Here is a 15,918-nt window from a genome sequence, read left to right as displayed (position 1 = left end):
CCACCGGGGCCTGCGGGGCCCCGTCGACCTCCCCCGCGCCCCCTTCGACGACGTTCTCCCGGGCGGGGGCCGCGCCGGGCCGCCCCCCCCGCCCCCCCCGCGCCGCTCCCACGGCCCGGCCACGCGGATCGGCCGGAGACCCGCCGGAGATCAGCGGGTCCCGACCGCGGCCCGCACGGCACGGCGGGCCATCGCACAGTCCTCGTGCAGCCGCCGCAGCAGCAGCCGCTGCTCCTCGCCCGTCGGCGCCGCACCCTGCGCGGGCCGGCTCGCCCCGGCGGCGGGCGCCTCGCGCATGGTGCGCTGCACCGCCGTCTCGTACTTACGGATCTCCCCGGTCAGCACCAGCATCAGATTGACCAGGAAGGCGTCCCGGTCCGCCGTACTCCTGACCTGCGCGAGCTTGCTGATCTGCTGGCGCGCCAGCGGGTTGTTCCCGAGCACCATCCACAGCGTCGCCAGGTCGTACCCGGGCAGATACCAGCCCGCGTGCTCCCAGTCGACCAGCACCGCCCCCGCCGGTGACAGCAGCATGTTGGAGAGCAGCGCGTCACCGTGGCAGAACTGCCGCATACCCGGCCGCCCCAGACCACGCAGCAGCGTCTGGAGATCCCCCAGGTCCCGGTCGGTGAAGAGACCGAGCTCGTGGTAACGGGTGATCCGCGACGCGTAGTCGAGACCGGCGACGAACATGTCGCCCGGCGGACGCCAGGTGTTGAGCCGGGTCACCGCGCCCAGCACGGCCCGTACGTCGGCGCGCGGGGGAGCCTCGACGGGGTGCCGCGACAGGGCCGCCGCCCGGCCAGGCATCCGCTCGACCACCAGCGTGCAGTTGTCGGGATCGGCGGCGATCAGCCGGGGGGCCCGTACCGGCGGACGGTGCCGCACGAACGAGCGGTAAGTGGCTATCTCGTGCCGGAAGCTCTCGGCCCACGCGGGTGACTGGTCCAGCAGACACTTGGCCACCGCGGTCGTCCGCCCGGTCCTCCCGACCAGCAGCACCGAGCGGCCGCTGCGCCGCAGCACCTGCACCGGGTTGAACTCCGGACAGATCCGGTGCACCGCGGCGACGGCCATCCTCAACTGCGCGCCCTGCGGGCCCGACAGATCCAGCCGTCCGCCGAGCGGCCCGCCGGCCGTGGCCACCGGACGCCTGGTCCGGCCGGCGTGGGTGGGGTCGAGATACGGTCCGCCGCCGGCGGCGGGAGGCCGCTGCTGACGGGGCGGGACGGTCACGGAGGACGATGCTGTGTACGACGACGTTGTGTACATGGGCCAACGGATCCCTTCGTGTACCGACGAATTCCGCGCCACCCGTCCCGGCGGTCCTTCCGCACCCTGGGGAATGTGATCGGAACCCCCGGGGCGGGGTGGCGCGTTCCTACACGACACCCGGTCACGGGTGGCACACCACGTAGCGCACCCTGGCGAAGCCTGGCGAATAGTCGCCAGGCTTCTGACAGGGCGTTACTGTCAAGTCAGCCGAGAACCTGGGGGCTTGACGTGACCGGAGAACCCAACGCCCGCCTGTCGGACCTGTTCGGCCTCGCCGGCTGGTCCAAGGGTGAACTCGCGCGGCTGGTGAACAGAGAGGCGGCGGCCCTCGGCCACCCGCAACTGGCCACCGACACCTCGCGGGTCAGACGCTGGATCGACATGGGTGAGATCCCACGCGATCCGGTACCGAGGGTGATGGCGTCTCTGTTCACCGAGCGGCTCGGCCGTGTCGTGACCATCGAGGACCTCGGGTTCGTACGACACGGACGCACGGGGAGACGACGGGACGCCGGGAACGCATCGAACCCCGACGGCCTGCCTTGGGCGCCCGACCGGACGGCCACGGTCCTCACCGAATTCACGGGAATGGACCTCATGCTCAACCGACGCGGCTTGGTGGGCGCGGGCGCCGTGCTCACCGCAGGCACCGCACTCACCAGTTCCATGTACGACTGGCTGCACTCCGACCCCGCACTGACCGCCGACGCTCCCCGCAACGCCGATCCCCTGCACGCCGACCCCGCTGGGTACGACCGCTACGAGGCGGCCCCCATCGGGTCCCAGGAGATCGACGCGCTGGAACACTCGGTCGACGTGTTCCGGGCCTGGGACGCCGACCGGGGAGGCGGCCTCCAGCGCAAGGCGGTGGTGGGCCAGCTCAACGAGGTGGGCGGCATGCTCTCGTACCGCCACCCCCCACATCTCCAGCGGCGCCTGTGGGGCGTCGCCGCCAACCTGGCGGTGCTCGCCGGCTGGATGTCGCACGACGTCGGCCTCGAACCCACCGCCCAGAAGTACTTCGTCATCGCCACCCACGCGGCGCGCGAGGGCGGCGACCGTCCGCGCGCGGGCGAGGCGCTCTCCAGGGCGGCCCGTCAGATGGTCCATCTGGGGCGGCCGGACGAGGCGCTCGATCTGATGAACCTGGCCAAGTCCGGTTCCGGGGACGAGGTGCTGCCCCGAACCCGGGCGATGCTCTGCACGATCGAGGCCTGGGCACAGGCGTCGATGGGGCGCGGCCAGGCCATGCGCAGGACCCTGGGCGAGGCGGAGGACCTGTTCGTCTCGGACAAGGGCGATGTGCCACCGCCGAGTTGGATGCAGATGTTCGACGAGGCGGATCTGCACGGCATGGAGGCGCTGGCCTACCGTACGCTCGCCGATCACGAGCCGGCGGCGGCGGCCATAGCTCAACGGCATGCCAAGCGGGCGATCGAGCTGCGTCAGAACGGCCGTCAGCGGTCGATGATCTTCGACTATCTCTCCCTGGCCTCGGCCTGCTTCATCGCGGACGATCCCGAACAGGCCGACCGTTACGCGCGGTTGGCGCTGGTGTCGATGGGGGAGACCTCGTCGCACCGCACCTGGGACCGGCTGCGGGAGATGTACCGGCTCACGGGTCAGTACACGACGCACGCCTCCATCCAGGAGCTGCGCGAGGAGATCGACGCGGTCCTGCCGCCGCGTATGGAGAAGGAGTCGAGGAGCTCGGAGATCTAGGACTCAGGACCGAAGCCCGGAGATCTAGGACTCAGGACCGAAGCCCGGAGATCTAGGACTCCGGGCCGATCCTGGCCACCAGTACACAGGCGTCGTCGTCGCGTCCGGTCTCGCCGAACTCCTCGACGACCGTCCTGACACTGTCCTGCGCGTCACGTGCCCCGGTCAGCCGGGGCCCGAGCGCCAGGAGCCGGTCGACGCCCGTCCGGTCCGTCAGCCTGCCGGTGTGCAGCACCAGCAGATCACCGGGCAGCAACTGGATCTCGGCCTGTTCGTACGCGGCGCCCGATGTCGCGCCGAGCAGGACACCGTCAAGCGGAGTCAGCGTGCGCCCCGTCCCGTCGCGGAACAGCAGCGGGGCGGGGTTTCCCGCCTGCGCCCAGACGAGGGTGCGGGTCTCGGCGCGGTAGCGGCAGCAGACCGCGCTGCCGAGCGCCGGCTGCTCGGCCGTGTCGAGCAGTTGGTTGAGATGGCCCAGCAACGCGCCGGGCTCGACACCCGCCACCGCCATTCCGCGCTGGGCACCGAGGAGCATCGCCATCGTGGAGGCGGCCGTCACTCCGTGGCCGGTGAGATCGCCGACCGTCAACAGGGTGTTCCCGTCGGGGAGTTTGAGCGCGTCGAACCAGTCGCCCCCGACCAGTCCGCCGCCGGCCGGCGGCAGATAGTGGCCCGCCAGATCCAGGGTGCCCGGCTCGCTCTGCGGGGACTGGAGAGCCCCGCGCCACGACGGCAGTACGGCCTCCTGCAACTCGACCACGAGCCGCTGTTCGGTCCTGGCACTCCGCTCCTTGCGCCGGAGCGAGTCACCGCACTCATGGACGGCGCGCCGGCTGCGGCGTAACTCGCTGACGTCGCGCAGCACCGCCCACATGGAGGCAGCGCAGCCGTCGGAGTCGAGCACGGGCTCGCCCATCATGTGCAGCGTGCGCACCTGCCGGTCGGGCCTGACGATACGGAACTCGCTGTCGATGGGCCTGCCGTCGACAAGACACTCGGTCACCAGCGTCTGGAGCAGGCTCTGGTCCTCGGCGACCATCACGGACGGCAGTTCGTCCAGGGTCATCGGGCCCGCCACGGGCTTCCGGCCGAAGATCTCGTACAGCTCCGGGGACCAGGTGACCTCGTCGGTGAGGAGATTCCACTCGGCGGTGCCGACCCTGCTCAGTGACGAACCGTTCCTGTCGCCGCGCGCCGACGCGTCCGCCGCCTCCGTGGCGGGCGATTCCGGCTCGTCGTCGGGCAGTCCGTTCTTGAGCTGCCCCAAGTGGGAGCCTAGATCATCCAGTTGATGAACCGCCAGGTCACAGAGCGCGCGCTGCCAGCGCCACTGTGTGTCGTGCTCGTCGGCCACGCCGTCCCTGCGTACGGCGTCCACGTCGCCGCGCAGCCTGCGGGTCCGTGTGATGAGCGAATCGACCACGCCCCGCTCCGGTGGCTGCGGCGTGGGGGGGTCCGCGAACAGATGGGACGGCATCTCGAACTCCGATACAGGCGTGGCACTGCCAGGTCTGAAGGATGGATCGTTACGACTGTGGCACAGGCCGCTACGGCTCGTAAGGGATTCGGCAACACTCGATTCGGTGGTGCTTCCGGCATATGCCACAGGCCGGACAAGTGACCTACCGTGACCGAAGGACCGACATCGGCCCTGACCGTCAACCCTAGTGCGTGGGCTGGGGAGGTCGGTCCTCCCTTCTTTCCCCCTGCCCTGCCGTGCGGTGGTGGTGGTCCGTGAAGTGATCGGCTATCTCACGCGCGGTGAGCCGGTCTCCGAAGGCATAGGTGTCCGTCGCTTCGGAGAACCCGGTGAAATGATGCGTGCTCTCCCCGTCGGGATGCCGTATCAGCGATTGGTCGATGTTGGCGAAGCCGAAGCGCAGAAGGAAAGCGCGCCCGGGAAACGCCCTCGCCAGATGTTCCGCGGTTTCCCTGGCCTCCGGCAGTTGAAGGGGCCCGCTCGGCAGGGGCAGTCCGAGAAGGCCGCGTGCCGTCGCCGCTTCGCAGACGACGATGGACGCGTAGGTCAGCCAGACACGCAGTTCCTCGTGGCTGATCAGGGTCTCAAGGTGATGCGGCACCAGATCGAGTACGACATGCGCGCCGGCCCGTGAGCCGCGGCGCATGGCTTCGAGGACCGCGCTCCGGCGGGGTTCGGAGAGCAGACTGTAGCCGTCGGCGACGATGAAGTCGGTGTCCGCCAGGATGTCGCCGCTGCTCGCTATGTGGTCGGAGGTGAGTGCCGAGTTCGCACTGCCGGGGCTGGCGATCATCAGTCGGCTGCCTCGCTGGGTTCCCCCGTCGCGGATCGCCACGACGGTGCCCGTGGGACGGCCGGGACTGCGGAACAGGCGGGTGTCTATGCCGCAGGAGCGCAGCGCGGACTCGGCCCAGGAGCCCTGTTCGTCGGTGCCCACCACTCCCACCAGTCGGACCCAGCGGAAATGGGCTCGCGCGGCGATCGCGAAGTTGGCGGCCGTGCCTCCCACATGCACCTTGAGGGGTGCCGAGGTGAGGTGATCGCCCGTCAGTGCGCCGAAGCGGGGGGCGATGACTCCGGTGACCTCCAGGTTCACATCGCCGAGGACGGTGACACGCGCGGGGTTCTCCTCACCCACCTGCGGTGATTTCCCGGTAGCGGGCGAAGCAGTCGGCGACGATGGACTCCTCGGCCGAGACCCGGAGCCGTTCCCTGGTGTATTCCGCGGGCGTCACCCACCGGTACCCGGTGTGCTCCTCCGAGACCGTCACCTCCCGGGAGTCGGTGCCGGCGAGATAGAAGGCGACGAGGATGGGGTTGCCGCTCTGGTGGTGGTCCCACTTGAGCCAGCAGCTCTGGGACAGCACGGTGACACTCAGACCGGTCTCTTCCCGTACCTCGCGGTGCAGACCGCTCAACGGGGCCTCACGGTCGGTGAGAGTGCCACCGGGCAGATCCCACATGTACTTTCGCTTCTTCTCATTCTCTTTGAGGAGCAGCATCTTCCCGTCCGGGGAGAAGACAAAAGCAAATGCCGCAGCCATGTAGAGGGAATAGGATGACCGCTTTTCGGTGGAGAGCATGGTCCCGTATCCGGTGTGTGAAGGCATTGTTCTGTCTCTCTTCTCTGTCATACGAGGGGACTCCAGATCGCCTCACGGGAGACGATCCCTTTCCATAGGCCGGCGTCGGCCAGTTTCTCGCACGAGGCGAGCTCCTCCGACGTCCGTGTCGCGAGTTCGATCTTCGGTATCTCGAACTGATGGCCAAGATGCACGCGTTTGGTGTCCATGTAGTCGGTCCGCAGGGACGTCAGAAGAGCGAACGCCTGGGAGACGCACTCCCGTGCTCGGGATTCGCCCGATCCCGCCCGCGCCAGACAGTGCCAGCGGGCCTGGGCCAGCAGAACGCTGCTGAGCGCGAATTTGCCCGCCACGATGCCGAACGGCTTGCGGTCCCGCTCGGGAGTGAACCCGCCCCGTGCGCTCTCAACGGCCTTGTCCCACATGGGCTGAGTCACTGCCTGCAGGTTCACCAGGCTGCTGACGACGGTGGCGAAGGCGGTCGTGCCGTTCAGCCGGCCCTCGTAGTGGGTGCCGACTCCCGTGACCCCGCGCAGTTCGGCGAACTGGGTGCTCCCGTTCCGCAGCGCCTCATGGGCCGATCGCAGAGCGGCGTTGCGTACCAGCTCAGGCGGAGACGGTGACAGGGCCTGCTCCAGGCGGCATTGGGCGAGAAGCACCCAGCTGTCGCCCAGGCTGCACAGGACGGCAGGCTCACGCGCCGCCCTGAGCGAAGGCTCCAGAGTCGCGATGGCCGCCTCGAAACACGTCTGGGCGGGGCCCAGTTCGCCCAGCTGCCGATGACGGACCCCGGCGATGTGCAGGCGCTCGACCTCCAGGTCCGCGAGCACACTCTGCGACAGCTTGCGGTACGGGCCTTCGAGGACCACGAGAAGTTCCTCGTACCGGTTGAGCTTCAGCAGCGACTTGGACAAGTAGTAGAAGAGGAGCGAGTGTTCGGGCACCGTGAGGAGTCCGTGATTGCGCTGGGACGATTCGAGCCGGTCCACGAGATGCGCGATGCTCTGTCTGTAGTCGCCCACGTCGTAGAGACCGAAGGCGAGCCGCAGATGGTAGTCGAGTTTCGCGTGCGCGGCCGGGGAGCGCTCGATCAGATCTGTCACCGGGCGGCGCCGCAGACAGTAGCCCTGCTCGGTGTCCTTGACGCCGGTGATGGAGAAGCGTGAGAGTTCGTCCCGGTTCCTGGCCGTGAGCGCCTGGTTGGCTTCCCGTACCAGCGCCGACAGACGCCGCCGGTGGGCCACGTCGAGTCTCAGCAGCAGTTCCCCCTCGCCGATCGCCGACGGGTACGCCTCCGCGAGAACCCTGATCAGCGCCGCCGCCGGCGCCCCGGGTTCGCTTGCCGAGGCCTCCCGCAGCGCGGTCACGCGAGTGATCTCGGTCCGCTCGTCCAGCGAATCCGACGGCTCCCATTCCTCGCACAGTTGGTGCAGCGCCTGCCAGATACGGGTGCCGTCGCCGGCCGGCCTCGGCCCGCCGTGGCCGGCGCGGTAGGAGGCGGTGTGATCCGTGGCGTCGGCGGCAGGGGCCGCGGCACGGGTGAAGAACGTGTTGTGGATCGAGCGGCAGAAGACCACCGGCGCCCCCCAGTCCGACAGGATCCCCGACGCGGCGATTCTCCGTCTGCCCTCGGAGACGGCCTCGTCCAGCGAGGCGCCGGCGGCCAGTGCCGTGTAGAAGGCGCGGCTGAACGCGGCGGCATGGGCGTCCTCGACCGGCAGCTGCATGACCACCACCGCCGGAACACCGGCTTCCACCAGGAGGGTTCCCAGCCCCAGACGGTGCGCGCCCAGACCTTCCGTGGGATTGCAGGTGTTGATCACCGCGATCTTCACCTTGGCCGCCTTCAGCAGTACGGCCAGTTTCTCGGCGGACAGGAGGGCTTCACGCCCGCCGTCGTCCGCGATTGCCAGTCCCACCATGTCGCTGCCGTCCAGACGAGAGCGGTGCATCGCGTGCCCGGCGAAGTGGAAGACATCGTAGGAGGTGCACAGGGCGGATTCCAGTGCGGCGGCCGTGACGGGATCGGGCAGTCTCTCCACGCGCAGGCGCGTGTTCCCGGCCGGTCCCTGGGTGCCCAGATCGGCGGCGGCGAGAGCGGGCAGCCCCGGCAGCTGTCTCGCGGAGGCGGACAGCACACTCAGCGGCGCGCCGTCGGTGCCCTCCAGGACGGGCTGAGGCGAAGGCATCGCCTCGTGCCGCATGATCGACACCGCCGGATGGAGCGCCAGATACGGGACCAGGGCATCGTCGTCGGCGCGCAGCGGAACGTGGGCGAACTCCCATGGCAGGCTGGCCGCCCAGGATTCGCGTACGACGAGCCGGAGCCGGATACCGGCGGTGGCGTCCGACTCACCTGGAAACGCGGCACGGAACAGATCGAGGACCTCGCCCGGCAGGAGAATCCCACCGAGCAGTGTGCCCAGTTCGAAACAGGCACCGGCCGAGATCCTGCGGCCGTCGAGCTCGGCCACCAGCTTGTCGATCCGTCTCCGGTCGACGGAGACCGCGGTGGTGCTGCGGGTCTCCCCGACGGGGCACGACGCCTGCACCGCCCAGGCGGTGTCGTCGAATGCCGTGATCTCCACCCGGAAGTCAAGATATTCACGCATAGGAGGTGTCCTCGACGGCTCCGGACGTACGCAGGGGATGGAACTCCGTGCCGGGATTCTCCCGCAACAGCTCCGACATCCGCTCCAGCATGGCGTTGGCCGAGCGGTCGATGCAGTCTCCACAGGCGTCCGGGAACGTGGCCAGCAGCTTTCTGCCGTGGGGTGAGGCGTGGACATCGGCGACGGTCGTCGAGGCGTCCAGCTCGCCGAACATCACCCGTGGTCTGTCCGGTTCCTCGGCGCGGTAGCCCTCGCCGCGATAGCGGCCGCAGGGCACGACGGCGGCACGGTCGGGCCGGCTGCCGACCTCGACGACCGCGCGGTGGGTCGAGGCACGGCAAGCTTTGAAGAATCTGCTGGGCACGTATCCGGTGTCGGTCAGATCGCGGGTCGGCACGAACGCCTGGAATCCGGTGCCCGTGACGGAGCTGCCGATCTCCGCGAACTGGGCGCGTAAGGAGGCGAGTTGGTCCTCGCTGAAGTACACCTTGTGGTCGTTGCCGAGCACCACTCGGAACGAGATGTGATCGAATCCGGTGTCGCGGGCCAGCCGGGCGATCTCCGCCGTCTCGGCCGCGTTGCCGGGATGGATCATCGATGTCGCGCCCAGCGGCATCAGCTGGGCCGCGTCCTGGCCGAACTCCCTCTCCCGTAACCTCACCAGCCTGCCGACCACACCCAGAATCGAACTCACCGGGAAGCGCCCCAGGCGCTGCCCGTGGAGCTGCCATCTCGTAGTGTCACGTGCCGCGTTGAGACTGATCCGCAGATAGGTGCGGGCTGCCAGGAGCGTCGGGAGCAGCGCATCCGACAACAGATCGCCGGCTGTCAGCACCGCGGTGCGCAGGTCCTTCTCCGCGCACAGAGAGATCGCCTCCGGCAGTCGCGGATGTGTCAACGGGTCGCCACCGCCGTCGAATCGGACGACCCGTACTCCGTCGGCCGCCCACCGCCGAATCAGCGCCAGCATCACGTCGCCGTCAAGGATTCGTCCTTCCTGACGTGTCAGCCGGTAGGAGGCGGAGAAGCAGAAGGAACAGGCCGATGGGCAGGCCATGCTCACATCGAAATCCATCTGCACCGGCCCCCGGACCTCGCCCAGGGCAACCGCGCGCAAACGCTCGACATGGTCGTCGAGACGTCCGGGAATGATCTCGCCGCCATGGCCGGGCACCACGGTCCAGTCACCTGACGGCCGCACCGCCAGCAACGCGTCCCACCGGCCGAAGACCGCGTTGTCCGTACCGTGGACGAACCGACCGTCCGCGACCGGCAGCATCGACCAGCACCGGGTACGACCCCTCCCGTCGCGCCCGACTATCGCCACGACACCGCGGTCGGCGATCGTCAGCGGCAGGGCGACCGTCCTTGCGCCGGCGCTTTTTCCGTCCCCGGTCGGCGCGGGACCGGACGCGGAACCGGCCAGGAACTCGGACAGGGCATGCGAGAGAAGATCGCGCCCCGTCGGCACGCCCGCCGCCCGCAGGAGCCCGACACAGCGCTGAGAAAGGAGGGCCTGTCCGACCGCTTCCCGGACACCGGCGTCCGGGGGCCGGACGTCACACGCCGTCACGGTGACCGCCCGACTCGCCGGGCTCGGTGAGCCGAGACCCGGGTTCCGGCGCATGAATCGGGCTGTCTTGCTCCCTCCCTCCCCGATAGACCAACGACACCCTTCGCACCCGGCCGCCACGCAACTGGCAGACCCTGAACAGCGGAGTCAGCCCCGTGGGCGACACCACCCGCGCCGCGATCCCCGCTTCGGAGTTCACCTGCACCCGCGACGCCAGCTCCGCCAGGGACGCACCCGGCTCACCGCCCTGTACGCGCAGATCGAGGCGGCCACCCCTCCGGCTGGAAACCACCACCACCGCCGACCGGGCCTTCACCACCTCGGTCACCACAACCCACTCCCGCTGCCAGTCTCCGCCCAGCCCGATCAGCGCGCGCTCCACCGCGGGCAGATCGGAGATGGCGCTCGTCGCCGCCCGACTCGCCTGAAAGAACGTGGCATGTGAACGCTTGAACGAAACGGTGACCCGCGTCTGAGCGCCCGCCATGGAACCGGCGAGCAGACCGGCCTGGCCGTGCCATTCGACCTCCACCTGTCCGGCGGACGCGTATTCGAGATCACCGGGTGTGCCCACGGGTCGCATCCCGAAGTCAACACGCAGACCGGCGAGAGTGGTGTATGGCTCGAAGCGGCTGCCGCGCAACACACCGACATCTCCCACGGAGATGCGCGTTCCCGGCAACCAGGTCGCCAGATACCCGAACTGCTGCCGCATCTCCGTCGCGTACTGCTCATGAACAGCGGTCACATACCACCCCCTGGTAGGCGCCTGACTTTCAGAGTGACACACTATGGGCCTTTTGGGGACAGCACCCGGTCGACCGTGAAAAGCCCGCTACCAGAGGCAGTTCGGCAGGAAACCGGGCCCTGCCGAAATGCCGCTCCGTCAGCGCGTGGGGGCACGATGGAGCACGACGAGCAGTCGCCACACCTGTCCGGCGACCGCCTCCGGCGGTGCGTCGATCAGGCCGTGCAGCCAGTCCGCCAGTACGCCGGCGAACGACGCGGCGACCGCCGAGGCGATCAACTCCGGTTCGGGCGCGCCCGCCAGGGCCCGTTCGGCGCGGCTGCGCTCCCGCAGCTCCCGGTGGAGCAGCTCGCCGAGCGGGCCGCTTCCACCGGGGCGCAGCAGCGTGCGGTACAGACCGGCGTGGGGTACGAGACCGGTGAAGAAAGCCGTCAGATCGGGTGGCGGCGACTCGGGGTCCGGCAGACCGCGCCAGGCGTGCAGCGCGTCCACGGCGTCCCGGACGACCGTGGCGCACGCGTCGACGGCGAGGGCCCCGAGGTCCGCGTAGTGCAGATAGAACGTGGCCCGGCCGACCCCCGCCCTGCGTACCAGCGCGGTCACGCCGACCTGTTCGAGCGGACGCTCCGCGCACTCGTCGAGGAGCGCCTGCCGCAGGGTGGCCCGGGTCCGGGCCGCCCGCGGATCGCCCGTCATCCCGCCGCCAGTACGACGGCCAGCGCCACGGCGCCCGGCAGTGCCTGGACGAAGAGGATGCGGCGGTTCGCCGTGGCCGCGCCGTACACCCCGGCGACAACCACACAGCTCAGGAAGAATATCTGCGCGTGACGCCCCGTCGGGTCGGCCGCGATCAGACCCCAGACCAGGCCGGCGGCCAGAAATCCGTTGTAGAGACCCTGGTTGGCGGCCAGGGACGCGGTGGCTCGGGCCATCTCCGCGTCGAAGCCGGACAGGCTCCGGCCGGGGCCGCGCTCCCAGAGGAACATCTCCAGCACCATGACGTAGACGTGGAAGGCGGCCACGAAGGCGACCAGGATCTGGGCGGCGGTAGTCACGGGGGCATCCTCAGGGGTCATTCTTCTGGACAGATGTCCGTGAACTATAGACAGCTGTCCAGGAGATGGCTCACCCGCCCCCGCTGTTCGGCTGGGCGTCGTCGTCTCCCTCCCAACTGACCTGCCCCTGCGGCCGGTTGATGCCCGCTGAGAGCAGCGCGTCCTCGCACCGCGCCACCGCCGTCTCCCTGGACGGCACTTGCCGCCACGCGCCACCCCCACCCGCCCCGGTGCCCTCGTCGGCGTGCGGTGCCAGATCGCCGACCACCGTCACCTGATGCCCCTGCGACGCCAGCCTGGTCAGCGCCTCCCGCAGCATGATCTCGGCGAACGGCCTGATCTCCGAGACGTCCTCCAGATCGAGCACCACCCAACCGGGCTCCCCGGGCACGACGTTGCCCAGTTCGTGCAGCAGCCGCTCCGACTCCGTGAAGTCGAGGATCCCCTGGGCGGCCACGATCGCCACGTTGTCCCCCGCGCGCTCGATCACCTCGCGTTCGGCCTCGCTGCGCGGGCGGTCGGACGGCGCGGTCCGCGCGGTCTCCGCGAGCTTCACCGTCGGGGCCGTACGCGAGGAACGGCGCATCAGATGCAGCCCGAACCGCGCCGACAACTCGCGCAGCACGGCCACGCCCCGTACCGGGGTGCCCGTGGCGTCCAGCGGCGGGCTGTGCACCGCGAGACCGAACCGCGCCGGGCTGGCGGCGATCAGCCCGCCCGACACACCGCTCTTCGCGGGCAGCCCGACGCGCAGCAGCCAGTCGCCCGACGCGTTGTACATCCCGCAGGAGGCCATCACCGCGAGGACCTGCACCGCCACCGGTTCGGGGACCACCGTCTCGCCGGTGGAGGGGTTGACGCCGCCGTTGGCCAGCGTCGCGGCCATCACCGCCAGATCGACCGTCGTCACCCGCACCGAGCACTGACGGAAGTACGTCTCCACGCCCGCCGGGCTGCCGGGCAGCGATCCCGCGCCGCGCATCAGATACGCCAGGGCCCGGTTGCGGTCGCCGGTCTCGGACTCCGAGGCGCGGACCCTCTCGTCCACGTCCAGCCGGCGTCCGGCGAACCGGCCGAGACAGTCGAGGATCCGCTCGAATCGCTCGTCCTCGTCCGTTCCCGGCACCAGCGCGGTCGTGACGATCGCCCCCGCGTTGATCATCGCGTTCGCCGGCCGCCCCGTGCTGGGCTCCAGACTGATCGCGTTGTACGCCTCGCCGCTGGGCTCGGCGCCTACCCAGCGGGTCACCTCGTCCAGGCCCAGCTCCGCCAGGACCAGGGCGTAGACGAACGGTTTCGAGACCGACTGGAGGGTGAAGGGTGTGTCGACGCCGCCCGACCAGTAGTGGTTGCCGCCCATGCTGGTCAGCGCGATGCCGAAGGTACTCGGGTCGGCGGTGGCCAACTGCGGGATGTACGAGGCGACTTCACCCTCCTCCAGGGTGGCGACCCGCCGCTGGAGCTCCACCAGCGCGTCGGTGATCACATCGGTGGCCGGGACGGGTGTCACGGACGACCTCCAGGGGGCTGTCTGCGGAGTGCGCCGGGCAGACCGAAGCCCCCGGTCGCGGACTCGGGCAGCCGCGGCCGGGGGCTTCGGTCAGCATTCCCCGGTGGGGGCGCTTGGAGTTGACGCCGTCCACTCTGGCAGCCGGGGTGATCACGTCCGGGGAGGCCGCGCCGTGTCACCCGGCGGTGTCACCAGATGGACTCGGCCCATTCGGGGTGGTCGATGAACGGGTTCCGGTTGTGCTGGAACTGGCTGTGTATGACGTCGTTGCGGCGCTTCTCGAAGGCGTCCGGCGGGTCCTCGTCGTTCCACTGCTTCAGCACGGACAGCCGTCCCATCGCGGGGGCGGAGCCGTTGTTGACGCGGTCGTTCGGTTCGAGGTCGGCGAAGCTGTCGTTGCCCTCGTAGCGGACGGCCATGTAGAGGATCATGCGGGCGACATCGCCCTTGACCGCGTCACGCGGCTCGTAGGAGTCGCTGTCGGTGAGGTTCCCGGGGGCGCCGCTGACCGGGCTGCCGCCGTTGTCGAAGTCCTTGTTCCCGCGGATGCCGTTGACCTGGACATCCTCGGGGCGCAGGTGGTGGACGTCGGTGCCGGGGCCCTGCGACGTACCGAAGTCGCCGTGGGACTGGGCCCATACGTGCTCGCGGTTCCAGTCGCCGACGTCGCCGCCGTTCTGCGACTTGGACCGTGAGGCTCCGGTGTAGAGGAGGATGACGTTGGCGGAGTTGGCCGGGTCCTGGTCGGTGACCTTGAGGGCTTCCCAGACGGCGCTGTACGACAGCTTCGTCTGGTCGCTGATGATGCCGTGCAGCGCGGTCTTGAGCGCGGGGCCGGTCTTGCCGATCGCGCCCTGGTAGTACGTGTCGTCCAGTGCGGCGATTCCGGTCGCGGCCGGGGTGCCGGCGGTGGTGGTGCCCGACGCGGTCGCCGGGGGTGTGGCGGCCGGGGCGGCGCCCGCGCTGCCGGCGAGCACCGCGGCGGCGGCGCACAGGGCCAGCACCGGCCGTACGGCGGGATGGTGACGACGGGACATGTGGGGAGTGTCCTCTCGATCAGGAGATCACCGCGCGTAGAACCGACGGGTGAGGCGCTGCGCACGGCGATCATCGCGATGTGACGTTTCCGCAGGAGCCTTCCACAGCACCTGTGACGCCGGGGTGAATGCTCCGCGACCATCATGTGCAGGTCAAGAAGTCTGCCGACGTTGGCCGTTGACCTGGCCCGTCCTGGGCTGCGCGTTCACATGGGTGGCCTGAAAACACACCGCTGATAATTTTTGGTCCATACCAACTCCTTGACGGAGGCCGCGTGGCTGCCTTGAATCAAGCATTGAAATAAGTGCCACCGGCGCTTCGTCTCTCAGCAGCACCTGTCATACGCATGCCCCCCACGCAAAGCGATGTGATGACCGTGAGCATGTCCTGGCGGCGCCGAACGGCGCTGTACACCCTCGCACTTCTGTGCACCTCCGGAGCCGTGGCCGCCGTGCCCGCCGGAGCCTCCGCCACCGACGGCCCCCACGCCGCCGCGGCCCCCGCAGCGATCAAGTTCGCCGACGAGTTCGACGGTCCCGCCGGGTCCGGTGTCGACGGAAGCAAGTGGCAGATCGAGACCGGCGACAACGTCAACAACCACGAGCGGCAGTACTACACGTCCGGGAACAACAACGCCCAACTCGACGGGCAGGGCAATCTCGTCATCACCGCCCGCAAGGAGAACCCCGGCAACTACCAGTGCTGGTACGGGACGTGCGAGTACACCTCGTCCCGGCTGAACACCTCGGGCAAGTTCGACTCGGCGTACGGCCGGGTCGAGGCCCGCATGAAGATCCCGCGCGGGCAGGGCATCTGGCCCGCGTTCTGGATGCTCGGCAGCAACATGGGTGACGTCGGCTGGCCCAACAGCGGCGAGATCGACATCATGGAGAACGTCGGCTTCGAGCCGAACACCGTCCACGGCACGCTGCACGGCCCCGGTTACTCCGGCGAGGGCGGCATCGGCGCCGGCTACAGCCTGCCGAACGGCGAGGCGTTCGCGGACAACTTCCACACCTTCGCGGTCGACTGGGCACCGGACTCCATCAAGTGGTCGGTCGACGGGCAGGTCTTCCAGACCCGTACGCCCGCCGATCTCGGCGGCCGCGAGTGGGTGTTCAACAAGCCGTTCTTCCTCATCCTCAACCTCGCGGTCGGCGGCTACTGGCCCGGCGACCCCGACGGCAGCACGGTCTTCCCGCAGCAACTCGTCGTCGACTACGTACGCGTCAGCGACTAGAACACCGGTCTGTTCGCAGGTCCCCGTGGCCGGACGGGCTCAGTGCTCCGTTCCCGGGCGCCGGACAGGGCTCCTCCCGCCC

Annotated in this window: 13 protein-coding genes; 2 read left to right on the top strand and 11 right to left on the bottom strand. The window is 69.4% G+C overall.

Annotated features, from left to right (window positions below; genetic code table 11):
• Positions 1-150: 150 nt before the first annotated feature.
• Positions 151-1,272, bottom strand: a complete 1,122-nt coding sequence (locus tag ACFWV8_RS36855; RefSeq protein WP_384214658.1) for an aminoglycoside phosphotransferase family protein — start codon at positions 1,270-1,272, stop codon at positions 151-153.
• 231 nt (positions 1,273-1,503) lie between these two features.
• Here ACFWV8_RS36855 and ACFWV8_RS36850 point away from each other — a divergent pair, with 231 nt between their 5' ends.
• The gene (locus ACFWV8_RS36850) at positions 1,504-2,997 is read left to right on the top strand and encodes a hypothetical protein (protein WP_384214656.1); all 1,494 of its coding nucleotides are present in this window, start codon (positions 1,504-1,506) and stop codon (positions 2,995-2,997) included.
• A gap of 52 nt (positions 2,998-3,049) precedes the next feature.
• On the opposite strand, the gene ACFWV8_RS36845 is transcribed toward ACFWV8_RS36850, so the two are convergent.
• The 10 genes from ACFWV8_RS36845 to ACFWV8_RS36800 all read right to left on the bottom strand — a co-directional run bounded on the left by ACFWV8_RS36845 (position 3,050) and on the right by ACFWV8_RS36800 (position 14,595).
• Positions 3,050-4,474 carry a PP2C family protein-serine/threonine phosphatase gene (locus tag ACFWV8_RS36845; RefSeq protein WP_384214654.1) on the bottom strand — a complete coding sequence of 475 codons (1,425 nt, stop codon included), beginning with the start codon at positions 4,472-4,474 and terminating at the stop codon, positions 3,050-3,052.
• A gap of 187 nt (positions 4,475-4,661) precedes the next feature.
• Positions 4,662-5,615: a carbohydrate kinase family protein gene (locus ACFWV8_RS36840; RefSeq protein WP_384214652.1), complete on the bottom strand. Its 954-nt coding sequence runs from the start codon at positions 5,613-5,615 to the stop codon at positions 4,662-4,664.
• Entirely contained in the window at positions 5,608-6,021 is a 414-nt protein-coding gene (locus tag ACFWV8_RS36835; protein ID WP_384214650.1) for an NUDIX domain-containing protein, read from the bottom strand. The genes ACFWV8_RS36840 and ACFWV8_RS36835 overlap by 8 nt, the downstream gene beginning before the upstream one ends.
• Before the next feature lie 86 nt (positions 6,022-6,107).
• Entirely contained in the window at positions 6,108-8,672 is a 2,565-nt protein-coding gene (locus tag ACFWV8_RS36830) for a CHAT domain-containing protein (RefSeq protein WP_384214649.1), read from the bottom strand.
• Entirely contained in the window at positions 8,665-10,245 is a 1,581-nt protein-coding gene (locus tag ACFWV8_RS36825; protein ID WP_384214647.1) for a radical SAM protein, read from the bottom strand. Before ACFWV8_RS36825 ends, ACFWV8_RS36830 begins: the two co-directional genes overlap by 8 nt.
• Positions 10,232-10,993 (bottom strand): hypothetical protein, encoded by a 762-nt coding sequence (locus ACFWV8_RS36820; RefSeq protein ID WP_384214645.1) that lies wholly within the window; start codon positions 10,991-10,993, stop codon positions 10,232-10,234. Before ACFWV8_RS36820 ends, ACFWV8_RS36825 begins: the two co-directional genes overlap by 14 nt.
• Positions 10,994-11,131: 138 nt before the next feature.
• Complete coding sequence (locus ACFWV8_RS36815) at positions 11,132-11,689, bottom strand: TetR/AcrR family transcriptional regulator (protein WP_384214642.1); 558 nt, start codon at positions 11,687-11,689, stop codon at positions 11,132-11,134.
• Positions 11,686-12,048: a DUF1304 domain-containing protein gene (locus ACFWV8_RS36810; RefSeq protein ID WP_384214640.1), complete on the bottom strand. Its 363-nt coding sequence runs from the start codon at positions 12,046-12,048 to the stop codon at positions 11,686-11,688. The genes ACFWV8_RS36815 and ACFWV8_RS36810 overlap by 4 nt, the downstream gene beginning before the upstream one ends.
• A gap of 70 nt (positions 12,049-12,118) precedes the next feature.
• Positions 12,119-13,558: a glutaminase A gene (gene glsA, locus ACFWV8_RS36805; RefSeq protein WP_384214637.1), complete on the bottom strand. Its 1,440-nt coding sequence runs from the start codon at positions 13,556-13,558 to the stop codon at positions 12,119-12,121.
• Between the two features lie 188 nt (positions 13,559-13,746).
• A complete protein-coding gene (locus ACFWV8_RS36800) occupies positions 13,747-14,595 on the bottom strand; it encodes an endonuclease I family protein (RefSeq protein ID WP_384214634.1) in 849 nt (282 codons plus the stop codon).
• A gap of 371 nt (positions 14,596-14,966) precedes the next feature.
• Between ACFWV8_RS36800 and ACFWV8_RS36795 the strand changes: the two genes are divergently transcribed.
• Entirely contained in the window at positions 14,967-15,836 is an 870-nt protein-coding gene (locus tag ACFWV8_RS36795; protein WP_384214630.1) for a family 16 glycosylhydrolase, read from the top strand.
• The last annotated feature ends 82 nt before the right edge of the window (positions 15,837-15,918 follow it).

It is taken from the genome of Streptomyces sp. NPDC058665, from assembly GCF_042714995.1.
GTDB lineage: Bacteria > Actinomycetota > Actinomycetes > Streptomycetales > Streptomycetaceae > Streptomyces.
This window is presented reverse-complemented; position numbering and strand designations above follow the sequence as displayed.

Bases quoted from the DNA above. Each gene is read 5' to 3' on its own strand.
- ACFWV8_RS36795 (WP_384214630.1), top strand. From the start codon at position 14,967: ATGACCGTGAGCATGTCCTGGCGGCGCCGAACGGCGCTGTACACCCTC.
- ACFWV8_RS36855 (WP_384214658.1), bottom strand. From the start codon at position 1,272: ATGTACACAACGTCGTCGTACACAGCATCGTCCTCCGTGACCGTCCCG.
- ACFWV8_RS36845 (WP_384214654.1), bottom strand. From the start codon at position 4,474: ATGCCGTCCCATCTGTTCGCGGACCCCCCCACGCCGCAGCCACCGGAG.
- ACFWV8_RS36800 (WP_384214634.1), bottom strand. From the start codon at position 14,595: ATGTCCCGTCGTCACCATCCCGCCGTACGGCCGGTGCTGGCCCTGTGC.
- ACFWV8_RS36815 (WP_384214642.1), bottom strand. From the start codon at position 11,689: ATGACGGGCGATCCGCGGGCGGCCCGGACCCGGGCCACCCTGCGGCAG.
- ACFWV8_RS36830 (WP_384214649.1), bottom strand. From the start codon at position 8,672: ATGCGTGAATATCTTGACTTCCGGGTGGAGATCACGGCATTCGACGAC.
- ACFWV8_RS36835 (WP_384214650.1), bottom strand. From the start codon at position 6,021: ATGGCTGCGGCATTTGCTTTTGTCTTCTCCCCGGACGGGAAGATGCTG.